Below are 25,128 nucleotides of genomic sequence, written 5' to 3' on the forward strand. Positions count from 1 at the left end.
TACACCTATTGGTACTAATTGATTTTGATGATCTAAAACATATAAACTGGTATTGGCTACCGGTTTTCCAATTAAAACCTGAGATAAAACATCTTCCAGAGGTACTTCCCATGAACTCACATCAATTGCAGCTTCTGTAGGACCATATAAGTTATCTAATCGAACATTCCTGAATTTTTCTTTAAATAAGAGTACCTGATCTACTTGTAAAGCCTCTCCACTACACAGAACCTGTTTTAACGATTTACAGTCTCCTAAATTAATATCTTCTAAGAAAACTCTCAACATCGAAGGAACAAAATGAATCGTTGTGATGTTTTCCTTTTCTATAATATGCTTTAAATATTCAACATCTTTGTGTCCTTCGGGTTTGGCAAAAACCAATCGTGCTCCACAGCTAATAGCCCATAAAAATTCCCATACCGACACATCAAAACTAAAAGAGGTTTTCTGTAGAATTGCATCATCACTCTTAAGCTGATAATGGGATTGTGTCCATAATAGACGATTCACAATACCACTATGTTCATTCATCACTCCCTTAGGTGTACCGGTACTTCCTGAGGTATATATCACATATGCTAAATTAGAGGCCGTCAATACAGTCCTAAGCTCTACTGTTGGATAACCTGAGATAAGTTCCCAATCTTTATCCAGACACAGAACGGATATATCCTCACCTCTGTTTATAACATTACAACTGGTTTGACTGCTTAAAACCAAATCAATACCAGCATCTTTAAGCATATAAGCGATACGATCTGTTGGATACTCCGGATCAATAGGAACATAAGCGCCTCCTGATTTTAAGATCCCAAGAATACCAATTAGCATTTCTAAACTGCGCTCCAGACAGATCCCTACAAGAGTATCGGGTTTTACACCCTGCTCGCGTAAATAGTGTGCCAACTGATTGGAGCGCTCGTCTAATTCTTTGTAGGTTAGTTTTGCATCTTCATAAACAACTGCAATAGCCGTTGGTGTTTGCTTAACCTGCTCGGTAAATAAATCAACTATTGTCTTATCTGATGGATAGGCAGCTTCAGTGTTATTGAAAACATTCAATAATTGATGCTCTTCTGCCTGGCTAAGCATGGACAGAGTACTGATTGGTTGTTTGGTACTGCTTACAATACTTTGCAATAATTCCTGATAATGCAGCAGCATACTCTCGATTGTAGCCTTATCAAATAAAGCTGTGCAATAATTTACCGCTAATGAAATACCATTGTTATTTTCTGATGCACTAAATGTCAAATCAAACTTAGAACTAACCGTATCAAACTCATATTCAGAAATAATAATATTATTTAATTTGTTCTCTTTTTGGACTTGATTATCTCCCTCATTTTGTAATACAAACATCACCTGAAACAGCGGACTCATGCTCCTATCACGGCTTGTAACCACACGATCTACCACCTTCTCAAATGGGGTTAACTGATGGTCGTAACCTTCTAAAGTGGTTTGTTTTACTCTTGACAACACATCCTTAAAACTCGGATCGCCGCTCAAATCACTGCGAAGCGCCAAGGTGTTGACAAAAAAGCCAATCATTCCTTCTAATTCCGCTTGCGTTCGATTTGCAATTGGTGTTCCAACACAAATATCTTCCTGACCACTGTAACGCGACAACAAGATCTTAAAAGCGGATAATAAAAGCATAAACAAGGTTACTCCCTCCTCTTTACAGATCGTGTTTAATGATGCGCTCAGCTTCTGATCTAAGACTAAAGAGACAGCTGCTCCCGCATTGCTCGGAACCGAAGGACGGGGATAATCTGTTGGTAAGGACAAAGTACTTACGCCACTTAGTTTGGATTCCCAGTACGACAACTGATCCTCTAAAACTGCTCCTTCTAAATAGTTGCGCTGCCAAATCGCATAATCAGCATATTGTAAATGAAGTGTTGGTAGATTAGGTGTGCTGTTGGATTGTAATGCACTATATAATTGTGTAAACTCATTCACCAAAATTCCCTCTGACCAGCCATCACTGGCAATATGATGAAACACGCATACCAACACATATTTCTGATTCCCTAAAGTGTACAAACACGCTCGCAGTTTGTAATCTTTTGATAAATCAAAAGGTTGGTTGATATAGTGGGCAATCTGATTTTTTAATAATTCATCCGATATAATCTCTGTATCTAGTGACCAGCCTTCTGCACTGATGATTTGCTGATAAGCAATGCCTTCTTCTGATAAAAGCATACTGCGTAAGACCTCATGACGCGAAACAATGGTCTGTAATGCTTCTTCTAAAATTGAAATACTTACTCTTCCATCTAAATGCAGCACAATGGGCATGTTATATTCTGCACTACCGCCAAACTGATCCAAAAACCATAAACGCTCCTGACTAAACGATAGTGGAATTTTAGTAAAAGTATTCCTATTGTAAGGAGTAATCTTTTTTAATAATTCTTCTGTTGTATTTTCATCCTGATACTTTTTTAGATATTGAATAATTAATTCCTTATTAGTTTTGATCTCCAAAAGTATGGCCGGATCTATGTTGGTATTAGATTTAACACTTAATAAATCACCGTTTAATACTAATTTTATTCCTTCTTTATTTAATCTTTCAAAAAAACTTGAAAATTCCATGTGCATTATTAAATTATAATTCAATGTTTATACTATAATCATTTTTAGTATCAGTAGAGTTGACTAGTTTATAGATGATATATGATGCCAACTCTTCTACAGTATTAAATCTGAAAATGTTTCGAATAGATACTTCTATTAACAGTTCTCTACGAATCATAGACACTAAGCGGGTTGCCAATAAACTATGCCCTCCCAATTCAAAAAAGTTATCATGAATTCCTACCTTATCAATCCCTAATAATTCTTGCCAGATTTCTGCTAACTGCGCTTCCGTTTCGTTGCGTGGTGCTACATATTCTTTACTTGATAATTCTGACTCATCCAGATTTGGTAATGACTTTTTATCCAGCTTTCCATTACTGGTTAATGGCATTGCCTCTAAAGTCACCCACAATTGGGGAACCATATATTCCGGCAAACTTATCTTTAATTGTTCTTGTAATACTTCTTTATCGAAATCTCCCTCAGGAATAACATAACCAACTAGACGCTTGCTACCACCTGAATCTTCCCTAGCCAATACACAACATTGTGCTACTCCTGGTAAAGAAGACAAGACGTTTTCAATCTCGCCCAATTCTATACGATAACCTCTAATCTTAACCTGGTCGTCTTTTCTTCCTACAAGCTCAATATTACCATCAGGTAACCAACGTGCCAAATCGCCTGTTCTATAAACTCGTTCTCCCTCTTTATACAAATTCGATATAAACTTCTCATTTGTTAATTCTTCTCGGTTTAAATACCCTCTTGCTACCTGAACGCCTCCTATACACAATTCTCCAATTACTCCTAATGGCACTATCTTATTATAATTATCTACTATGTATATCTTAACATTATCAATCGCTCTTCCTATATTTACTTTTTGAAAACGATTTAATCTTTGCGCTGTAACCCAAATAGTAGCCTCTGTTGGACCATATAGATTCCAAACAAAATTGCTTATAGTAGTAAGGCTATCCTTTAAAGATTCCTTAATTGCTTCTCCTCCGGTTAAAATTGTAACTCCTTCTTTATTGTCCCAGTTATTATCAATAAGCATTTGCCAGGTTGATGGTGTCGCCTGCATAAAATCAGGGCGGTAATCCGCTATAAAAGATTGAAGTTTATCTGCATCTTTTATGGAAATGCTATCTAACATGATAACTTTAGCTCCTAATAATAAAGGAGTGAAAAATTCTAAATAAAAAATATCAAAAGTGTATGTTGTCACTGATAGAAACGAATTTAAATCACTCATTCTTAAACCATTAATCATACTCAACAAGAAATTAACTAAACTGGTATGAACAACAGGAACTCCTTTAGGAACACCTGTACTTCCCGAAGTGTAAATAACATATGCCAAATTAGAAGGCGATAACAGAGAACTCAATTCACTTTTTGAGCAGTTCGAGATAAGATCCCAATCACTGTCTAAAGATAAAACTGATAAACCTTCACGTTTATCTATAACTGTACGGCTTAACTCACTGCTTAACACCAAATCAATACCAGCATCTGTAAGCATGTAATTTATACGATCTCTTGGGAAATCCGGATCGATTGGAACATAAGCACCTCCCGATTTTAAGATTCCCAGAATACTAATAAACATCTCTAAACTACGTTCCAAACAAATACCAACAAGAGCATCTCGTTTAACTCCTTTTTCTTGCAAATAATGTCCCAACTGATTCGAACGTTGGTCTAATTCTTTATAACTTAGTTCCTCACCATTATAAACAACTGCAATAGCAGCTGGTGTTCGTTTAACCTGTTCAGTGAATAAATCAATTACAGTCTTATCTTTTGGATATGCGACATCAGTTTTATTAAAAACATCCAATAATTGATGTTTTTCTTCTTTGGTAAGCATTGACAGATTGCCCAAAGACTTGGAAGTATCGGCTACGACGCTTTTTAACAACTCTTGATAATGCAACAGCATTCGATCGATTGTTGTCTTTTCAAACAAGGCAGTACTGTAATTTATGTTCAGTGAAATTCCTTCCTCTCCTTCTGATACATTCAATGTCAAATCAAACTGTGTAGTAACCATATCAAACTCATAATCTGATACCACAACCCCCTCTAAATCTAATTTTTTATTCGTTACTGATGCGTTCTGTACTATAAACATCACTTGGAACAAAGGGGTCATGCTCATATCCCGGGTAGTAACTACACGATCGACTACTTTCTCAAAAGGAACTAACTGATGGTCGTATCCCTCCAAAGTAGTCTGCTTGACCATTGTCAATAGCTCTCTGAAGCTAGGATCACCGCTCAAATCACTTCGAAGTGCCAGCGTATTGACAAAAAAACCTATCATGCCCTCTAACTCCGATTGTGTACGGTTAGCTATAGGGGTTCCTACACAAACATCCTCCTGTCCTGTATATCGGAACAACAAAACCTTAAAAATGGACAAAAACAACATGAACAAAGTTACTCCCTCTTCTTTGCATACTGACTCCAATGAAGCGCTTAGTTCATTATCCAGTACAAAAGAAACACTCGCTCCCACACTACTCTGCACAGAAGGACGTATATGATCTGTTGGTAACGATAAAGTACCAACACCTTTCAATTTCTCCTCCCAATACAACAACTGGTTCTCTAAAATAATTCCTTCTAAATACTTGCGCTGCCAGATCGCATAATCTGTGTACTGTAAACTAAGCTCTGGTAAAGCGGCCGTCTTACCAAATTGCAGAGCATTGTACAATTCCATAAACTCATTGGTCAGGATTCCTCCTGACCAGCCATCACTGGCAATATGATGAAATACAATTGCTAAGACATATTGATTGTCTCCAAGATCATACAAACATGCTCGTAGCTTGTAATCTTTCGATAAATCAAAAGGACGCATCAGATAATCCCGAAGACTGCTTTCGGACATTGATCTGTTTTTTATTTCCAATTGATCCAATGACCAGTTTTTAGCGCTGATAATTTCCTGATAACCAATTCCTTCTTCTGAAAGAAGCATACTGCGTAAAACCTCATGACGGGAAACAATCTCCTGCAAGGTTTGCTTCAGTACCGATACTTCTAATACGCCTTCTAAACGAAGAACAATAGGGATGTGATATTCTGTACTGCCTTGCAACTGATCCAAAAACCATAATCGTTCCTGACTAAAGGATAAAGGAATGCGAACAGGACGATCCTCTACAATAATATTTGGCAATAAAACTCCTTCTGACTGGACGGATACATGAGCTGCTAATTCGGTGATTGTGGTATGTTCAAATATTTCCTTGATAGTAACTTCTATACATAACTTTTTTCGAATCATGGAAACCAAACGAGTAGCTAATAAACTATGCCCTCCAAGCTCAAAGAAATTATCATGAATCCCTATGTTTTCTATACCCAATAATCCCTGCCAAATCGTTACTAATTGATTCTCTATTTCGTTTCGAGGAGCAATATATTTACTGGTTGACAACTCTGAGTTTTCCGGATCTGGCAATGCTTTTTTATCCAGCTTACCATTAGTGGTTAATGGCATTACTTCTAAAGTCACCCACAATTGTGGAACCATATACTCAGGTAAACTTAGCTTTAATTGGTTTTGTACTATTTCTTTATCAAAATCACCCTCAGGTACCACATAACCAACTAAACGTTTGGAGTTATTTGGATCTTCTTTGGCTAAAACGCAACACTGGGCAACTCCTGATAATGATGATAATACATTTTCAATCTCTCCTAATTCAATACGATAGCCCCGAATTTTAACCTGATCATCTTTTCTGCCTATAAATTCAAGGTTGCCATCTGGTAACCAGCGTGCCAAATCTCCTGTTTTATAAATTCGCTCTCCTTCAATAAAAGGATTGTTTATAAATTTTTCTTTGGTTAATTGTTCCAGATTTAAATAACCTCGTGCTACTCCTGCTCCTCCCACACATAATTCACCTACTACTCCAACAGGTAAAAGATTGTGTTCCTCATTCATCACATACACCTGAGTATTATCAATAGGTTTCCCAATGGATACCCTATTTTTTATACCTCCCTGGAAAGTCGTAGAACAAATACTTGCTTCTGTAGGTCCGTAAGCGTTAATGTAGTTGTAATGCTCAGAAAATCTCTTCGCTACTTCTAAAGGTATTGACTCTCCTGCAGTAACCAGAGTTTTAATACTTTTTATATCGTCAACAGCTAATAATTGTAAAAAAGCCGGTGGCAAGGTTGCAAAAGTAATAGCATTATTTGCTATAAAGTTTCTAAAAAAGGTAACATCTGATTTTGCTTCTTCTTTTATAATGCATAAGCGACTGCCACTCAAAAGAGAAATACCTATCTCCCAAATAGAAGCATCAAACGAAATACTCGCAAATTGCAGACAGCTATCCTTATTGGTAATTGAAAAAGCAGAAATCTGAGATAGTATTGTATTGACAATATTTCGATGTTCAATCATTACCCCTTTTGGTTTACCCGTACTACCCGAAGTGTAAATAATGTATGCCAAATTATCAGAGCTGATATTTATTTCAGGTAAGTCACCAGAGTAATCGGAGCAATTCTTTTTGAATGTTTCCAGTACTAAATCATCTATAACAATAGAACAGTTACTATCTTTCTTTATGTATTCTTTTCTTTCTTCCGGAAAATTGGAATCTATTGGTACATAAGCTGCACCTGTTTTCAATATCGCAAGAAATGAAATAATTAACCATTCACTGCGCTCTAAAACTACTCCTATTAGACTATCTGCAATAATACTATTATTTGATAATAAATAATGAGCCAATTGATTGGAGTGTTTATCTAATTCTTTATAAGTTAGTTCCACGTCCTTATAAAGAATTGCGATAGCATTTGGTGTTTGTTTAACCTGTTCGACAAATAAATCTATTATGGTCTTATCTACTGGATATACAGCATCAGTGTCATTAAAAACATCTAATAGTTGGTGTTTTTCTTTATTAGACAGGATATTCAACGTATTTATGCTTACTTCTTTTTCAAAAGTTAAGCCATCTATAAGTTGAATTAATGATTGTTCCATGAATTGAAGTATACGACCTGCTCCAATGTTCACATCCACAAGTGCTGTTAATCCAAAATCAATACCAAAATCATCTACAATAAAGTTAAAAGGATAGTTCGTTCGTTCATAATCATCAATTAGCGTTATCCCCAAATTTTTCATATTACCCTCTTCTACTGCTGAAGAATGACGGTAATTTAATAAAGCACTGAAAAGAGCCATTTGATTGGAAATACCACTCCAATCCTGAATGTAAGGTAAAGGAGTTTGCTCATAAGATAACAATTCTCCTAATCTTAACTTAACTTCCTCTAAATACTCCATAACACTGCCTTTTAATTCCAAAGCAACTGGTAGTGTATTGATAAACAAACCTAAAGAATCTGCCGCACCTAAAGAGCCTTGCAAACGTCCAGAAAATAAGGAGCCAAACACCGCATACTGCTTATTACTGCATCTTGCTATTACCAATCCGAAAGCCGCATGAAACAATACAGCAGGACTAATACTTAAATGGACACAAGTAGTCCGCAATGCTGTACTTAAATCTTTAGAAAGGGTAACTGTGGCCTCTTCAATTTTTGTACCATCTCCTAAGGCATTTGATAAATTAAATGGATAGGTAGGTTCATTAATTGCTCCCAATAATGACCTAAAATAAGACTCTCCATCGCTGACTGATTGTGCATGCAAAGTATGCCCAATAAAATCCCGATATAAAAAAGGAACTGAAAGATTTTCCCCTTCTCCTGACAGGTGTACCATTACCTCTTCCATGATTTTCTCTAAACCAACATGGTCCATTATTAAATGGTGATAATAGACTACCAGATAATATGATTCGTTCTCAGGATCATCTGTTACTTTCAATTCCAGTAATGGAGCCTTAGAGGTATCCATCCAATGAGTGCCTGAAGTTGCCAATACTTTCAACTGTGGTAAAATAGCTTTGGAATTATCCAAGTTTGAACTCTCTAATAACTCTACTGATAAAACAGCTTCTCGCAATACTACCTGAACAACATCAGGTAAATCAGCACTTAAAAAACAGGTACGCAAAATATCATGGCGATTCACCACAAACTGTAAGGCTTCAATAAAGTCTGTACGCTTTTTTGAATCAGAAAATGAAAGTAAACCCGAAAGAATATAAGGATCTCCCTGAACAGCATTGCTCATAAGATGGTGAAAATAAATCCCTTCTTGTAATGGAGATAAAGGATAGATGTCTTCAATATTTGAAAAACCACCTGGAACCATTGCCACTATCTTATCTAAATCGTTTTGCTCAAAATCAAGTAAAGGAACCATCAATGGTGTGATACAATCACTTGTTGCTAAAATTCCATTAGCAGGAACAGTGTAAACAAACGATATCGAAGATAGCTTATCACCAATAGAAGCTATAGTTGGGCCTGCAAAAATATCTTTAACTGCGATATTAAAATCTAACGTCTGCAGACGGGATATCAATTGAACTACCAGTAAACTATGACCTCCGAGTTCGAAGAAATTATCATGAATTCCTACTCGTTCTACTCCTAACAGATTTTGCCAGATTTCAGCTAATTGGGTTTCTGTTTCGTTGCGGGGCGCTACATATTCTTTACTCGATAGCCCTGAACCATCCGGATCCGGTAATGCTTTTTTATCCAGCTTTCCGTTACCGGTTAATGGCATTGTATCTAATGCCACCCATAATTGGGGAACCATGTATTGTGGCAGACTTAATTTTAATTGGTTTTGTAATTGCTCTTTGTTCAATGCTCCTTCTAAAACTACATAACCAACCAGACGTTTATTACCTGCTGTATCTTCTTTAGCCAGAACACAACATTGATTTACACCCGCTAAAGAAGACAAGGCGTTTTCGATCTCGCCTAATTCTATTCGATAGCCGCGAATTTTAACCTGATCGTCTTTTCTGCCGATATATTCTATGTTACCATCCGGAAGCCAGCGTGCTAAATCACCCGATCGGTATAATCTGGAAGTTTTATCCGCACTAAACGGATTCGCTATAAACTTCTCATTGGTTAAGTCTTCTCTATTTAAATAACCTCGTGCTACTCCTGCTCCCGAGATACACAATTCTCCTTCTACTCCTATGGGAACCAAATTTAAATGAGCATCCACTATGTAACATCCTAATGTTGGAATTGCAGTACCTATATTACTGATCAGACTCTGTGTATCTGTCTCTGTAATCTCTTTGTAAGTGACATGTACAGTTGTTTCTGTGATGCCATACATGTTGATTAGTTTACAATCTGCATAAGAACGCTTCCATCTTTCCAAATAAGTAGAATTCAGAGCCTCTCCTCCAAAAATTACATAACGCAGAGAATGTGATGAGCTTTTGGATAAAAATTCTTCCTGAAGTACGTAAAATGAACCTGGTGTCTGGTTTAAAACTGTTACACCTTCTTTTATTAATAATTCCTTAAAAGAAACAGCATCTTTTGTTAGGGCCTTAGGAACAACCACTAAACGGCCTCCATGCAATAAGGCGCCATACATTTCCCATACTGAGAAATCAAAACAAAAGGAATGAAACAAAGTCCAGACATCACCGGACCCAAAATCATATAACGGGGATTCGTTTTTAAATAATCGAACTACATTTTTATGCGTTATCAAAACTCCCTTAGGTGTACCGGTGCTTCCTGAGGTATATATCACATATGCTAAATTAGAGGCCGTCAGCACAGTACTAAGCTCTACTGTTGGATAACCTGAGATAAGATCCCAATCTTTATCCAGACACAGAACGGATATATCCTCACCTCTGTTTATAACATTACAACTGGTTTGACTGCTTAAAACCAAATCAATACCAGCATCTTTAAGCATATAAGCGATACGATCTGTTGGATACTCCGGATCAATAGGAACATAAGCGCCTCCTGATTTTAAGATTCCCAAAATACCAATTAGCATTTCTAAACTGCGCTCCAGACAGATCCCTACAAGAGTATCGGGTTTTACACCCTGCTCGCGTAAATAGTGTGCCAACTGATTGGAGCGCTCGTCTAATTCTTTGTAGGTTAGTTTTGCATCTTCATAAACAACTGCAATAGCCGTTGGTGTTTGTTTAACCTGCTCGGTAAATAAATCAACAATTGTTTTATCTGATGGATAGGCAGCTTCAGTGTTATTGAAAACATTCAATAATTGATGCTCTTCTGCCTGGCTAAGCATCGACAGAGTACTTATCGGTTGTTTGATATTGCTTACAATACTTTGCAATAATTCCTGATAATGCAGCAGCATACTCTCGATTGTAGCCTTATCAAATAAAGCGGTGCAATATGACATGTCCAATGAAATACCATTATTATCCTCAAATACATTTAACATCAAATCAAATTGAGAGGTAATGTTATCAAACTTATAATTTGAAATCTTAATATTCTCTAAACTCAATTCTCGAGATGCATCAGGCGTATTCTGTAACACAAAAAGTACTTGAAACAAAGGATTCATAGACATGTCACGAGTAGTAACCACACGATCTACTACCTTTTCAAAAGGAGCTAATTGATGGTCATATCCCTCTAAGGTTGTCTGTTTTACCCTTGCTAATAAATTACTAAAACTTGGGTTTCCACTTAAATCACTGCGAAGAGCAATAGTGTTTACAAAAAAGCCAATCATGTCTTCTAACTCCAATTGCGTACGATTTGCAATTGGTGTTCCCACACAAATATCAGACTGCCCACTATAACGAGACAATAAAACTTTGAAGGCTGATAATAAAAACATAAACAGCGTAACACCTTCTGATCGGCATAAGAAATCTAAGGATGCTGTTAACGTTTTATCTAATACAGAAGATATAGAAGCTCCAATTGTGCTATGTACTGAAGGGCGTGCATAATCCATTGGCAATGCTAAAGTGCTAACGTCTTGCAGCTTCTCTTCCCAATAAGATAATTGCTCTTCTAAAGCAGTATCTACTACATATTTTCGTTGCCAAATGGCATAGTCTGCATACTGCAAACTCAATTTTGGAAGACTTGCTGTTCGATCTAATTGAAGTATATTATACAACTTCATAAACTCATTGACTAAGACCCCACCGGACCAACCATCACTGGCAATATGATGGAATACACTGGCCAGTACATGTTTTTCGTTCCCACAATCATATAAGCAACATCTTAGCATGTAATCCTTAGATAAATCAAAAGGTTTCTTCAGGTAGTCTGCTATATTACTTTGTAATAATACTTCATCTGATACAATTTCTCTATCCAATGACCAGTTTTCTGCACTGATAATTTCCTGATAACCAATTCCATGCTCTGAAAGAAGTACGCTTCGTAATACCTCATGACGATAAACAATTTGCTGTAAAGTTTTTTCTAATATGGATATATCTAAAGGTCCCTCTAAATGAAGAACTACAGGTATGTGATAATCTGTACTGCTTTGTAACTTATCCAAAAACCATAATCGCTCCTGACTAAAGGATAAAGGAATACGGGCTGGACGATCCTGTACCGTAATTGTAGGTAAGATTACACCTTCGGATTGAGCAGACACAAAAGTTCCCAACTTAGAAACCGTAGTATGGATAAATATTTCCCGAATAGAAACTTCTATTGTCAACTCTTTACGAATTATAGAAACTAAGCGTGTTGCTAATAAACTATGACCTCCCAGTTCAAAGAAATCATCATGAATACCAACTCTTTCAACACCTAATAACTCTTGCCATAAATTAACTAGTTGTAATTCTAAATCTGTAGTTGGTTCGGCATATTCTTTACTTGATAACTCTGAGCTATCCGGATCTGGCAATCCCTTTTTATCTAGTTTTCCATTACTGGTTAATGGCATTGCATCTAATGCAATCCAGATCATAGGAATCATATATTCTGGCAGGCTTTGTTTTAATTGGTTTTGTAATTGCTCTTTGTCTAATGCTCCTTCTAAAACTACATAACCTATTAAGCGTTTTGCACCATTTACATCTTCCCTGGCCAATACGCAACATTGTGTAACTTCGGGAAGCAATGATAATGCGTTCTCAATCTCACCTAATTCTATACGATATCCACGAATCTTAACCTGATCGTCTTTCCTGCCTATAAATTCCAAATTACCATCAGGTAACCAACGCGCTAAATCACCCGTTTTGTACATTCGCTCTCCTGTTTTAAAAGGATTCGCTACAAATTTTTCACGGGTTAATTCTTCCTTGTTTAAATAGCCACGGGCTACTCCCGCTCCGCCAATACACAATTCACCAATTACTCCTATAGGTACTAATGACTCAGAAGTGTTGAGTATATAAAAACTATTATTCCATAAAGGCTTACCAACAGGGACATTCACTAAACCATCAAGAATCTCAACATTATCAGTTTCAAAATAAGAGCTATCAATAGTTGTTTCAGTAGTACCATAACTATTAATGATTCGCATAGCGTGACCAAACCTGCTGTATACTCTTTTAAAGTCATTAATATTACATACATCAGATCCCAAAATTAAGAGCTTCATCCAAGCATAATCTAAACTTTGCTCGTAGATATAATCCATCAATGGAATCACTAAACCTGGCGTACCTTCTAATATAGTAATACCCTTTTCTAAAATAAGATCATAAAGTCTAGCCGGATCCAACCTGGCATCTGAAGGACAAAGTACCATTCTGCCTCCAAATAATAAACTTCGGCATAAATCGCCGGAAAACACATCAAAAGAAAAACTTGCCATTTGCAATAAGCAAGTATCACTATCCAAATGATAAGATGACTCCCAACACAAAGCCATATTCAATAAACTCGTATGGTTAATGACAACTCCTTTAGGTCTGCCTGTAGAACCTGATGTATAAATAACATAAACAGACTGATCACCATTGATAATAGTATCAACCTTGCTTAACGGTTGTTTACCTATTGAGTTCCAATTATCATCTGTTGTAATAATTTGTATTTTCTTGTTTTCGGCAGCTAAAAATTCATGAGCATGATCTGTTATGAAAAAAGTGGTGTTACTGTCTTCAATTATATAATGAATGCGCTCTTCAGGATACTCGGCATCTATAGGAACGTAAGTTCCGCCTGCCTTTAAGACCCCAAACACCGCTATAATCATATCAAAAGAACGATTGACACAAATACCTACCAAATCTTCCGGACTTAGTCCTTTACCTATCAAATAATGGGCTATCTGATTTGATTTTTCATCTAACGCTTTATATGTCAATTCTTTTTTTCCAAAAACAACTGCAATGCTTTCCGGCATTCGCAATACTTGTTCTTCAAACAAATCAACTATCGTTTTATCTTTTGGAAATAATACTTCTGTATTATTAAAATGCTTTAGTTGTTGCTCTTCTTCATCTTCAGATAACAATTGTATATTTCCTATACTGCCTCCATTGCTTTCAATGATTTGATTTAAAATAAATTGATAACAGTCTAAAATATCTTTTGCCAATTTACTGCTTAAGAAAGATTCTCTGTAATCCAGAGAAAGAACTAAATCTCCCGATTCCTCAATGGCATTAAACATTAAATCAAAATCACTGTAAACTGGCTTATTATGCACTACCTGTAAGTCTACACTTTCCATATCAATATTAGAAACACTAACATTAAAATTGAAAACAACATTTACCCAGTTATCATATTTTATATCAGTCTCTTTTTGGAGCAATTCCATAAAACTAGCATAAGGATATTCCTGATGCTCATAGGTTTCATATATTCTATTTTTTAGATCCTTTACATATTCTGTTAAAGAATCCTTAGAATTATGGGATATTAAAAAAGGCATAAAATGAGAGAAATCTCCAATTGCCTCCTGTATATCCGGCATTGTTCTGCCACCTGTGGGAATACCAATAATAAGCTCATTTTTCTCCGTTATTTTGCATAACAAGAGTTCGAATGCCGACAAAAATGTCATAAAAAGTGTTAAATTTTGCTGGCTGCTCCATTTTTTGTATCTAAGAATATCTTCCGCAGGAATACGTAAAGAAACGGACTTACCTGCATTCCCGTATTGAGATACACTGTTATCAAACGGAAGTATTATATTAAAAGATTTTTTAGAAAACTTATTTATAAAATACTCTTCATGAACCTTCCAGGCATCACTACTCAATTTATTTTCTAACCATTTTGTATACTCATTAAAACCAACGGACTGTAATAAGTCCAGTTTCTTTCCCTGAAATAACGAATTGTAGTTATTTGTAATTCCTTTAATAAATAAAGCACAGGACCATCCATCTGCTATTATGTGGTGCATCGTCACAACTAAAACAGTCTCTTCTGAAGAAAATCTTACTAACTGTAGTCGCACAAGAGGCCCTTTTGTAAATGAGAATGCAGTATGCATGTTTACATCAACTAAAGCTTTATATGCCTTTTCCTGTTGATCTAATCCATCTTTTGAAAAATCTATTTCTTCTATTGGTAAAGTAATAGAGGAATCGAAAATTAAGTGTACTCCGTCTTCTGATACCCGAGTTCTTAAAATATTATGTGTATCTACGAAATTATATACTGCTATTTTCAGCAATGACGCATCTATTTTACCTTTCATCTGTAAGCTGAAAGATTGATTATATGCTAAAGATCTTTCCGGGTCAATTTGATGAAGAAGATTAAACTTCTGTTGTGTCAAAGTCAAATTGACCTTAGAAATATTTGATTCTTGCTGTTCTTCCTGTTTTTTTGGTAATTTTTCTAAAAAAAAATCTTTACCGTCAAATGATCCCGTCTGACTGATTTCTTCTTTAGTTATTATTTTTTTTTTTATACTATCAAATAGGTTTGTAGTTTCAGAAATCTCAGCGACGCTTACACCTGTTCCCTGTTTATTGGTATTCTCTGAAGTTTTAAAAATCTTTAAAAACTCCAAAATGATTTGATTTTGTTGTTCAAGAATACGATTCTGTTCCACTAACAGATCTCTGATTGTAATAAAGTCGGTACTATCGGTTGTAGAATCCGCGCCAGTATGAATCTTTTCATTTGAACTTGTCGGCAAACCAGAAGAAATATTCGTATGAAATGGCTCATTAATCTCTACCAGATTGTCAGATATGGCTTCCGTTTGTCCCTTTTCCTGAGTAATGTATTTTCTAATTGCATCTATATTCGTCAAATCTTCAAACATCTTGCGAATTGGAGGTTCTACTCCGTATTCTTTATGTATTATCCCAATCAGTCTTATGATGTTTAAAGAACCTACACCTAATTCTGAAAACGAAGTATGAGCATTAATTTCTAATATGTCTACGTTTAATTCGGTTGCTACAGCTTCTCGTAAAAACGTTTCTACATCATTAGATAACGTTGGTGCTTTTACTATTTCGTTCTCTTGTAACTGTTCATTATTAATGCTTTGTCCTCGAACCCATTGATCCATTACTCCATCAATAGTAGCAGACTCATATAATTTTTTTGTGGCTAATCGTTTAATTTTCCCACTTGACGTTTTTTCAACTTTTCCCGGTTCAACCAATACAATTCCATATATAGCTAATTCATGTTGCTCAAATACACTATCAACTATGCGCTTAGCAATGAAATCAAAATCATAGCCCCTCATTGACGTTCTTTTAATTTCCTGAACAACAACTAATTGATCTTTCCCATTTGCCTCTATACAAAATGCTGCACCTGCATTGTCTTGCAAATCAATATGAGATTGTTGTACAACACGTTCTATATCTTGTGGAAAATGATTTACTCCATTAATGATCATCATCTCCTTTAAACGACCCGTTATAAAAAGTTGCTCATTCATTAAAAACCCCATATCGCCTGTTCGCAAATACTCTGTTTCGTCTGCACTAAAGTTTACATCCGAATTCTGAATTCGTGCCTGAAAAAAATCTTTAGTCAATTCTTCCCTTTGCCAATAACCTTTTGCAACGCTTTCCCCACTAATCCAAATTTCACCTATTTCATTTTCCTCACATAAGATCTTAGTATCGGGATTGACAATCTTAATTGCCAATTCTTCTAAAACTGGTCCATTACCTATAAATTCAATGGTATTCGAATTTTTATTTTCTTTATTTAAAAGTTTTACTTTTCCTAAATGAAAATTTTCTTTATCTAATAATAAGACTTTAGGTACTGAATTAAAATTAGAACAACTAACGATAAGAGTCGTTTCCGCCATTCCATAGCATGGAATTAACTGCGTGCTGCTAAATCCAACTAAACTAAAACTAGTAGTAAAATTATTTATGGTTTCTGGTCTAATTGGTTCTGATCCATTATAGGCAACTGACCAACTGCTTAAATCGAGTCCTTTTAAATCCTCTTCCTTAATTTGATTAACACACAAATCATATGAAAAATTAGGTCCTCCACTAAAAGTCGCTTTATAATCTGAAATAATTTTTAACCATCGAAGAGGTTTTTGTATAAAGGCAGTTGGAGGCATAATATTCATTTCAAAGCCTACATATAAAGCCTGAAGAATATTCCCTACAAGTCCCATATCATGATAAATAGGTAACCAGCTAACTCCTACTGAGTTAAAATTTTGATGAAAACAATTTTCCATCAATTTATTATTATGGACAATATTAGAATGTGTGACCATAACTCCTTTTGGATCACCTGTTGATCCCGAAGTATATTGAAGAAAAGCTGTATCTCTTGGTAATACAACAGGAAACTCTTTGTCCAAACTATGAGTTAAGAGGTTCGTTTGCAACCATTTTACATCTGCAAAAATTTCATTATCAAACCAACTAATTGTTTTAACGTATATACTCTCTATAGTCAAAATGAGAGTAGCTTTACAATCTACAGCAATATTTTCCAATCTCCCCACTCTTCGTTTCCCTTGTGGTGGAAAAGCTGGAACTGCAATCACTCCTGCCATTAAACAGCCTACAAAGGCATCTATAAAATCTAATCCTGACGGATATAAAAGTAAAACACGATCTCCGGGATTTGCATATTCTAAAATATGAGACGCAATACGTTTTGCATTATCATATAAATCCTGAAAAGTTCTGCGATCACTTTCTTCTTCCCCATTTTCTAAAAATCTATAAATAACCTTATTGGGAGCTTGATTAATATGATTAATTAAAACTTTAACTAAGGTTTCTTTCGAAGTTACTTCTTCTAGATTAGTCGATTTTATTAGTGGCATTATTATGTGGTTTTATTTTTTACAGAACTGATTCCAAGTATTTTTCCATTCTAACTTTGATGGCCTCTTTCATAATTTCAATTGCTTCATCAACAATTTTGGAAGTTGTGATTAAAGGAGGGATCAATCTCATTACATTTTTATAATGACCACCTACTTCAAACAATAGCCCACGCTGAAAGCATTCCTCTCTAAGCTCTTTAAGATATTCCGGAAAAGGTTCCTTAGTAATCTTATCTTTTACAAACTCTACCCCCAACATCATTCCCTTTCCTCTTACATCTCCTATAAATGGATTTTCGGCTTCTAATTCCTTCAATTTTTCCATTAAATAGCATCCTATTGACTCTGTATACTTTTCAATCTCATATTCATCAATAAAATCAAAAGCTCCTCTTGCTGCCGCGATACTCACCTGATTAGATCTAAAGGTTCCTATATGATCCGCAGGCTTCCAGGCTTCTATACTTTTTCTATAGATTAATCCGGAAATAGGAAAACCTATTCCTCCAAAGCCTTTAGAAAATGTTACAATATCAGGTACCGCTTTTGTATTCATAAACTCTAAAAACTTTCCTGTTCTGAAAAAACCACTTTGAACTTCATCAAAAATTACAATAACATCATGTTTATGAGCTATTTCGACTATACGTTCAAGGTACCCCTCTTTAGGTGCGATATTACCTCCTTCACCTTGCAGAGGTTCCAGTATTATAGCAGCAGGTTTTACAATTCCTGAATGTGCCGTATTTAATATCCATTCGAAATGACTTACACATTCGAACTCACAACTATCACTATTTTTACTGAAAGGACAACGATAGCAATAACTATAGGGTGCAAAACTTACATTTGGAATTAGGGATGTCAATTTATTACGAAAAAATGTATCTGAAGTTACTGCCAAAGCCCCGGAACTCATTCCGTGATACCCTCCTGTGAAAGCTATAATTCCATCACGTCCTGTCTTAATTTTTGCCAGTTTTATTGCTGCTTCTATAGCATCTGATCCCGTAGGTCCTCCAAAACTCACCTTGTATTCCTCCTGAATCTCAGTTGGCAAGTTTTTTAATATTAGCTGAATTAAATCAAGCTTATTTTCAGTTGGAAAATCTAATGCATGAATCAATTCTGTTTGTTGCTCTTTAACATAATCTAGCACATATTCGTTACCATGTCCCACATTCAGAACTCCGCATCCTCCAAAAAAGTCAATAAACTGATTCCCGTCCACGTCTTCAATAATACTTCCTTTCGCTCTTTTTATTGCAATTGGCATACTTTTAGGATATGAAACAACACTTCCTTCAATTTCACTTTGCAGCTTCAACAATACTTTCGATTTTTCACCAGGTATTGAAGCTGAAACAATTTTTGCACATTCAGATAAATGATACTTTTTAAGTAACTCCATAGTAAATTATTCTTACTTATTTTATTAATACAGATCTAGAAGAATTAAACTCTTTAATTAAAGAGGTCTCTGAAAATCAGCTACCAACTTCTAAACCCATTTGTTCTTGCACTAGCATTCCACCGTAATTGAATTTTATTAATCGATCACAGTATTGGTAATACGCGTCATCATGGGTAATTGCAATTACAGTTTTTCCTTTATTTTTTAAATCAGGAATTATATTTTCATAAAAATACTTTCGAAATTCCGGATCTTGCTCCGCAGCCCATTCATCAAAAATGAAAATATCTTTGTTTTCTAAAAGTGTATATATCAATGCGAGGCGCTTCTGCTGGCCACTGGACAAATTTTGAAATATTCTGTTATTTTCATCCTGTCTAATAACTTTATCCAGTTTCATTTTTTTCAAAAGCTCCGCTAAATGCTTGTTAGATGGAAGAAGATTGAAATTATCATAATTCTCCGTAAAGAGATAATTATTGGAAAAAATACATGATATCATATCTCTATATTGCGCTCTGTTATCATCTGTAATTATTAAATCATTAAGGAAAATGTTTCCAGATTTCGGAATATATAATCCTGATAGTAAATTAATAAAAGTACTTTTTCCACTACCATTGCTTCCGGAGATAAAAATAATTTCCCCTTTCCCAAATTTCAGGTTGATTGGTTTAAGTTCAAACGTAACACTTCCTGTTTCATCAACATGCTGATAGGTTATCTCATTGATTGAAAGAGTTTCTAAAACTGGCCACTCTTCATTTGAAGCTGTTAACGGAAGGGCATCTGAATGATTCAAATTATCTGTAAGAGTATCGTTAAACTCATTAATTCTGGCAAATGCAACATTATACCCTATGACACTCTTCATAAGGTTTATCAAAATACCAATTGGTCCCATTAAGAATAAAAGAGTAATCATAAAACCAGAAATGACTGTTTTATCAATACTAAAAACAACAGGTAAGACAAAAAGTATTGCACCAATCAAAAAGTAAAAAAAATAACCTCCTAATAATTCATTGCCAAAAGACGATAATCCTGCCTTGGTACTCAGCTTTATTGCTTTATCACGGTTCTCTGTAATGTGGCCAATAAATATAGAATCACTTCTCTTAGTACTCATTTTAACTTTATTGAACCCATGTAAAAAGTCGTTATAAAATCTCATAAATACATCATCAAGATCTCTCTTGGCATCCATATCCTTTTCAATAATTCCATTTCGATATACATAGATAAAAACCAGTATAATAATAAGGGAAACTATCGTTAAGGCTCCTTTAGGATAAAGCCAAAACATGTATCCCATTCCGGCAATTATCATTACTAAAGAATTAAAAAAAGTGATAAAAACTCCGGGAAGTGATTCTAAAGTACGTACATCTTCCATTATCGTTCTTACTCTTTCCTCACCAATCTGCAAATAAGATTCATAATTTGATAGTCGAAGTTTATCAATTATTTGCAGAGTCATTTCTTTACCAAAGATTAGGCTCGCTTTTATCATGTAGCCATTAAAATAGTAGGTAAGCACAAAAGAGACTAAAACAAAAATTAAATAAATTAACCAATCAAACTCATTATAAAAGGGTAATGGAGTTCCAGATATTTTATGACTTACCAGCATTAACAAACTGCTACTCCATAAACCATTAATTACAGCCAAAAATCCAAGTAGTGGTAATGCTACTTTTAGTTTTAATCTTAATAAATTAAGCAATGTTGCTTTTCCCAATTTTCTAGCTAATTTAGTTGTAATTGTAATTTTTATTTCCTGAAAAAAATCTGAAATACCTTGAAAAATCTCTCGACAATATCTGCTTGTCCATATCTTTTGACGCATTTTCAATTATCAAAAGGAATAAAAATTCAACCTACTTTGAGTACATAATCTCTTTTTCTCCAAACAAACGTTCAGCAATTATATTGTTAGCCTGACAATCCTTTATCAATAGGTCAGACTGAACAATAGGATGAGATTCGGCTGTATATTTTATACTACTGATAAATTCTAGCCAGGGCTCCTGCCCCATTGCATACACATAGACTTCTTTTGGATTAAATGCTTCTACTAAGCCCCTGCCTCTTTCAAAATTAGAGCCCGCCAATCTACGGGAAGAATCCTTATCTCTTGCCAATGGTTCTGTTAGCAATGGACCATAAAGCCATGAAAGTGGCGCTCCGTCACATTCCATCCCTAAAAAGATAACATCAACATCTCCAAGTAAAGATTGCACTCTCTGGTAGATTTTTGATTCTACATTGCAGGAATCAGCAACGAAAAGCATTTTAAAATCTCCAACACGCACATGGTGACATATTTTAGCCTGAATATTTAAATCTGAATGCTCTCCTATAAATGGAATTCCTGTAATAGAACAATCGTTAAATTTAATAGTATCCATTTCATCAATTTCTACTACATTATTAAATCCAATCGAATTAAACATCAACTTCAAACTAGGATCCTGCAAACTACCATTAGAAGATCTTGGTACAACTATATTTTTTATTTTATGTCTTAAAGGAATAAGTGTTTCGAATAAAATATGATCTTGATGATTATGTGTAATTAAGACATAATCAATAGTATCAGGTAGATCCATATCTGAAAATCGCTCCACTTCCTGAGGATAACCATAATAACTAATAATAGGATCTATAAGAATACTAATATCCTTAGTTTCTACTAATATACAGGCATGACCAAAATAACGCATTCTTACTTTGTCTCCCATATATTTTTCATAAGGCTTAGGAACTTCAATTGTAAAAAAAGATTCAAAAACTGCCTCCATATCAGAAGGTATATCCAATTTCTTTTTAATTTCACTTAGTGATCCTGGAATTCTTCTCATTTTACTGAGCTCATCTAGCCCACTATGATTAAAAGGTATATTCAAATGTATTTTATCCTTATCTTCTAAACGTGGCGTACTGAGTACAAAGGGTCTTTCGTCATTATCAGTTAACCATAACAAAATACTCTGTGAAGTTTCTTTGTAAAATTCACTATTATATAATAATGTCTCAAAAAATCGAAATGAAGGCTGGTTGTTAAGATCATAAATCAATTCTACATAGCCCTTTAATATCTCAGGAACCTCTGCATATAGTGGTTCAAGAGAGTATCCTTTTGCTTTTGTTTTAAGCATTAAATCTAGCTCTTTAATCCCTTCACTAAAAGCAATGAGATCTTTTTGACTTTTTAAAGTATTGTTGCGTAACTGCTCTATTTCGTCTACTCGTTTTCCTTCATAATCTATAAAAGGTCCACCTAACATTTTTGGGTTTTTCACAGCAGCGGCATGGGCAGTAGGAGCCTGAATATAGGATCCCATTATTTTCAAATGTCTACCCACAATATTCATTGCTGCTGTTGCCGGAGATATTAAATGACTCCATGCATACCAGTTATCAAAAAGTGGTTCGATTACTAAATTCGGTTTTAAATAAACTAGATCTGTATTCATAAATATTGTTTTGTACTTAATTTACCTTCAAAGGCATTATATATTTTTGAGCGATAATTTAGAGCTGTTTGTAACTAAAAATTAAATTCCTCTTTCATCTTATGGATTTAAGTTGATTAACATACCTAAACTTCCAAATATTAGTGATAACTACATAACATTATTCATCCAATAAAATCAAGAGGCCACGAATTTATAGTATTCTTGATACTAAACCTTACGGGAAACCGTAATTACAAAAGATTCTCAAAAAACTTTACGTTTTTTTTAAATTCTGTTAAACTACAACTTAATTTATGCTGCTATTTTAACTTTTATATTACTGCATTACAAATGATAACAAAAAAACAAGCTTTAACAAATAGCAACTTACATATCGCACTAAAAATAATTTTAAACTTATTTTATTTCAAAAAGGCAAAACGTTGAGATAGAGAATTCCATCACAATGAAGTATCTAAGAATGTTTTACAGCTAATTTATTGCGCAATAATATATTTAGTAAGTGCAAATTAGAAAATAGCATTTCAGATTATCACGAACAAAACCTTAAAATAAAATCTAAAAAATAACAACAGAGTTAATAGCAATTTGAGATATCCTTTTTGCGATTGATTCAGCGTGTTTAAAAATAAAAAAATGATCTCCTTCTAAAAGTTCAAATGTACAATTATTGCTAGTCTCATTTTGCCAGTCCTTCATACCGGTAAGAGGGGTTTTTTCATCACCAAAACCTATTTCATCCTTACCCATTAAAATATGAATAGGAAAAGTAAAAGGTATCTCCATCGGGAAATAGCTATAGTCCTCTATAGCTTTAAAATCCGATTTCATAATTGGATAGTAAAGATCCAAAAGTTCATTACATTCTAAAATTTCTTTTGGCAGTCCTCCAATTTTACCTACTTCTTCCCAAAAAAGAGAACTGGGTAATATAGATTTTTTGTTATTAAAGCGGCTAAATCCTGGCGCCCCGCGTCCTGTAAAAAAAAGAGCCATGGGTTTATGCATTCTTTTTTCAGTAATTTTCTTTGCCAATTCATATCCTAATAATGTCCCCATACTATGACCATATATGATATAATTTCCTTCTTGTATATGTGGCATTATTTGATTAAATAGATCATTTACCATCTGGTCAACGTTGTCAAACAATTTCTCTTTAAAACGACTACCTCTTCCTGGAAGCTCCAAGGTAATCCAATCTATCTTTTTTGGTATATACTTTTCAATATTATTAAAGCTATATTTATTACCTCCTGCAAATGGAAGAGCTATTATTTTATTATTCGTTGTCATTAATTTTTTAAATCTGAATTAATTTGTGGGATAATTTTGAAGAATCAAATTCTGAAATCTTTATACTTGATTCATTAACTAATTTATTAGTTGCTATATGGCATTTGTATTGATCGTCTAACCAAATTTGTTTTAGAAAAAAATTTTCATTATCAACAATTGCTGTATTTTTCAATACTTCAAAAGATCTTAGTGGTACGGTTAAACCTTTTCCACAACCTTTGATTACAGCTTCTTTTTGTGTCCAATAATTATAAAATGAATCCATCTTATTAAAAGATCCGGTAATTTTCATCCATTCCCCATCTGTCATCTGAGGTTGAAAATCTTCCAACTGAATATCGCGTTTTAACTCAATATCTATTCCAATTTCACACAGATTAGTCACAGCACAAACAACAATTTTTCCAGAATGAGAAATATTAAAAAAAACTTCTCCTCTTTCTTCCCCAAAATAAGGTTTATTATATTCGGTATATTTTATATTGATTTCTCTATATTTTTTATCAAAATTATCAGTCCCTTTATAAAGTAATATCCTTCCTAATAATGACAATTGAGCATCCTGCCATCTGCGATAGCTCTTTACTTTTTTTTGAAAATCAATTGGTAATTTTAGCAAAGACTCTTGCATTAATTTTTTATGATTATTCTCAGAAATATAGGAATAATATATGTAAATCATTTTCGTAAAAAATATAAATCAACTAACTTTATACTTTGTTATTCACTTTTTGGATTCATAATAAAGATTCTACAAGTTTAGCAGTAATTAACCTAATAACAAAATTTTATTAATCAAATAAATTTCGTTAAAAAACAAAAATCTATAACAACCAACAGTCAAGAGTAATGCGGGCTTAAGTTCCAATTCTGTTCTACCTACATAAAATTCTACATTAAGGATTAATAATAAACACACTTAAACCTTATTCTTTTGTTTCTCTGTACTTTACAAATAAAAACTAAGATCATATCGTAAAATTTTATAGATTTGTCCTAACCACTGGTCTAATGTGTTCTTAGAAAATATATTACTGCAAATTAGCAAAGTGCTATTTTTCAATTAAAATTGAATGAAGTTTTGTTTGTTTTGCTTTGAGATAGTTTATTAAAAATTTACTTCAAATTTGTACCTCGGAGCCTGAAACCTCAGTAAATATGGGGTTGTT

7 protein-coding genes (1 of these 7 cut by a window edge) are annotated in these 25,128 nt (G+C 34.3%); all 7 read right to left on the reverse strand.

Annotation, left to right across the window (positions count from 1 at the left end):
• Positions 1–2,613 carry the 5' portion of an amino acid adenylation domain-containing protein gene (locus tag ACAM30_RS20220; RefSeq protein WP_369616315.1) on the reverse strand. The gene continues 10,254 nt to the left of window position 1, outside the view, so the window shows 2,613 of its 12,867 coding nt (coding positions 1–2,613); its start codon is at positions 2,611–2,613; its stop codon lies off the left edge, out of view.
• A 13-nt stretch (positions 2,614–2,626) separates the two neighbouring features.
• The gene (locus tag ACAM30_RS20225) at positions 2,627–17,761 is read right to left on the reverse strand and encodes an amino acid adenylation domain-containing protein (protein ID WP_369616316.1); all 15,135 of its coding nucleotides are present in this window, start codon (positions 17,759–17,761) and stop codon (positions 2,627–2,629) included.
• Positions 17,762–17,780: 19 nt separating this feature from the next.
• Positions 17,781–19,175: an aspartate aminotransferase family protein gene (locus ACAM30_RS20230; RefSeq protein ID WP_369616317.1), complete on the reverse strand. Its 1,395-nt coding sequence runs from the start codon at positions 19,173–19,175 to the stop codon at positions 17,781–17,783.
• Between the two features lie 76 nt (positions 19,176–19,251).
• The gene (locus ACAM30_RS20235; RefSeq protein ID WP_369616318.1) at positions 19,252–21,027 is read right to left on the reverse strand and encodes a cyclic peptide export ABC transporter; all 1,776 of its coding nucleotides are present in this window, start codon (positions 21,025–21,027) and stop codon (positions 19,252–19,254) included.
• Positions 21,028–21,058: 31 nt separating this feature from the next.
• Positions 21,059–22,657 carry an MBL fold metallo-hydrolase gene (locus ACAM30_RS20240; RefSeq protein WP_369616319.1) on the reverse strand — a complete coding sequence of 533 codons (1,599 nt, stop codon included), beginning with the start codon at positions 22,655–22,657 and terminating at the stop codon, positions 21,059–21,061.
• Between the two features lie 561 nt (positions 22,658–23,218).
• Positions 23,219–23,956 carry a thioesterase II family protein gene (locus ACAM30_RS20245; protein WP_369616320.1) on the reverse strand — a complete coding sequence of 246 codons (738 nt, stop codon included), beginning with the start codon at positions 23,954–23,956 and terminating at the stop codon, positions 23,219–23,221.
• Between the two features lie 7 nt (positions 23,957–23,963).
• Positions 23,964–24,590 carry a 4'-phosphopantetheinyl transferase superfamily protein gene (locus ACAM30_RS20250; protein WP_369616321.1) on the reverse strand — a complete coding sequence of 209 codons (627 nt, stop codon included), beginning with the start codon at positions 24,588–24,590 and terminating at the stop codon, positions 23,964–23,966.
• Positions 24,591–25,128: the final 538 nt, after the last annotated feature.

Source organism: Flavobacterium sp. CFS9 (assembly GCF_041154745.1).
Classification (GTDB): Bacteria; Bacteroidota; Bacteroidia; order Flavobacteriales; family Flavobacteriaceae; genus Flavobacterium.

What these genes read in the sequence shown, in the direction of transcription:
- ACAM30_RS20235 (WP_369616318.1), bottom strand. Translation starts at nt 21,027, where the DNA reads ATGCGTCAAAAGATATGGACAAGCAGATATTGTCGAGAGATTTTTCAA.
- ACAM30_RS20245 (WP_369616320.1), bottom strand. Translation starts at nt 23,956, where the DNA reads ATGACAACGAATAATAAAATAATAGCTCTTCCATTTGCAGGAGGTAAT.
- ACAM30_RS20225 (WP_369616316.1), bottom strand. Translation starts at nt 17,761, where the DNA reads ATGCCACTAATAAAATCGACTAATCTAGAAGAAGTAACTTCGAAAGAA.
- ACAM30_RS20250 (WP_369616321.1), bottom strand. Translation starts at nt 24,590, where the DNA reads ATGCAAGAGTCTTTGCTAAAATTACCAATTGATTTTCAAAAAAAAGTA.
- ACAM30_RS20230 (WP_369616317.1), bottom strand. Translation starts at nt 19,175, where the DNA reads ATGGAGTTACTTAAAAAGTATCATTTATCTGAATGTGCAAAAATTGTT.
- ACAM30_RS20240 (WP_369616319.1), bottom strand. Translation starts at nt 22,657, where the DNA reads ATGAATACAGATCTAGTTTATTTAAAACCGAATTTAGTAATCGAACCA.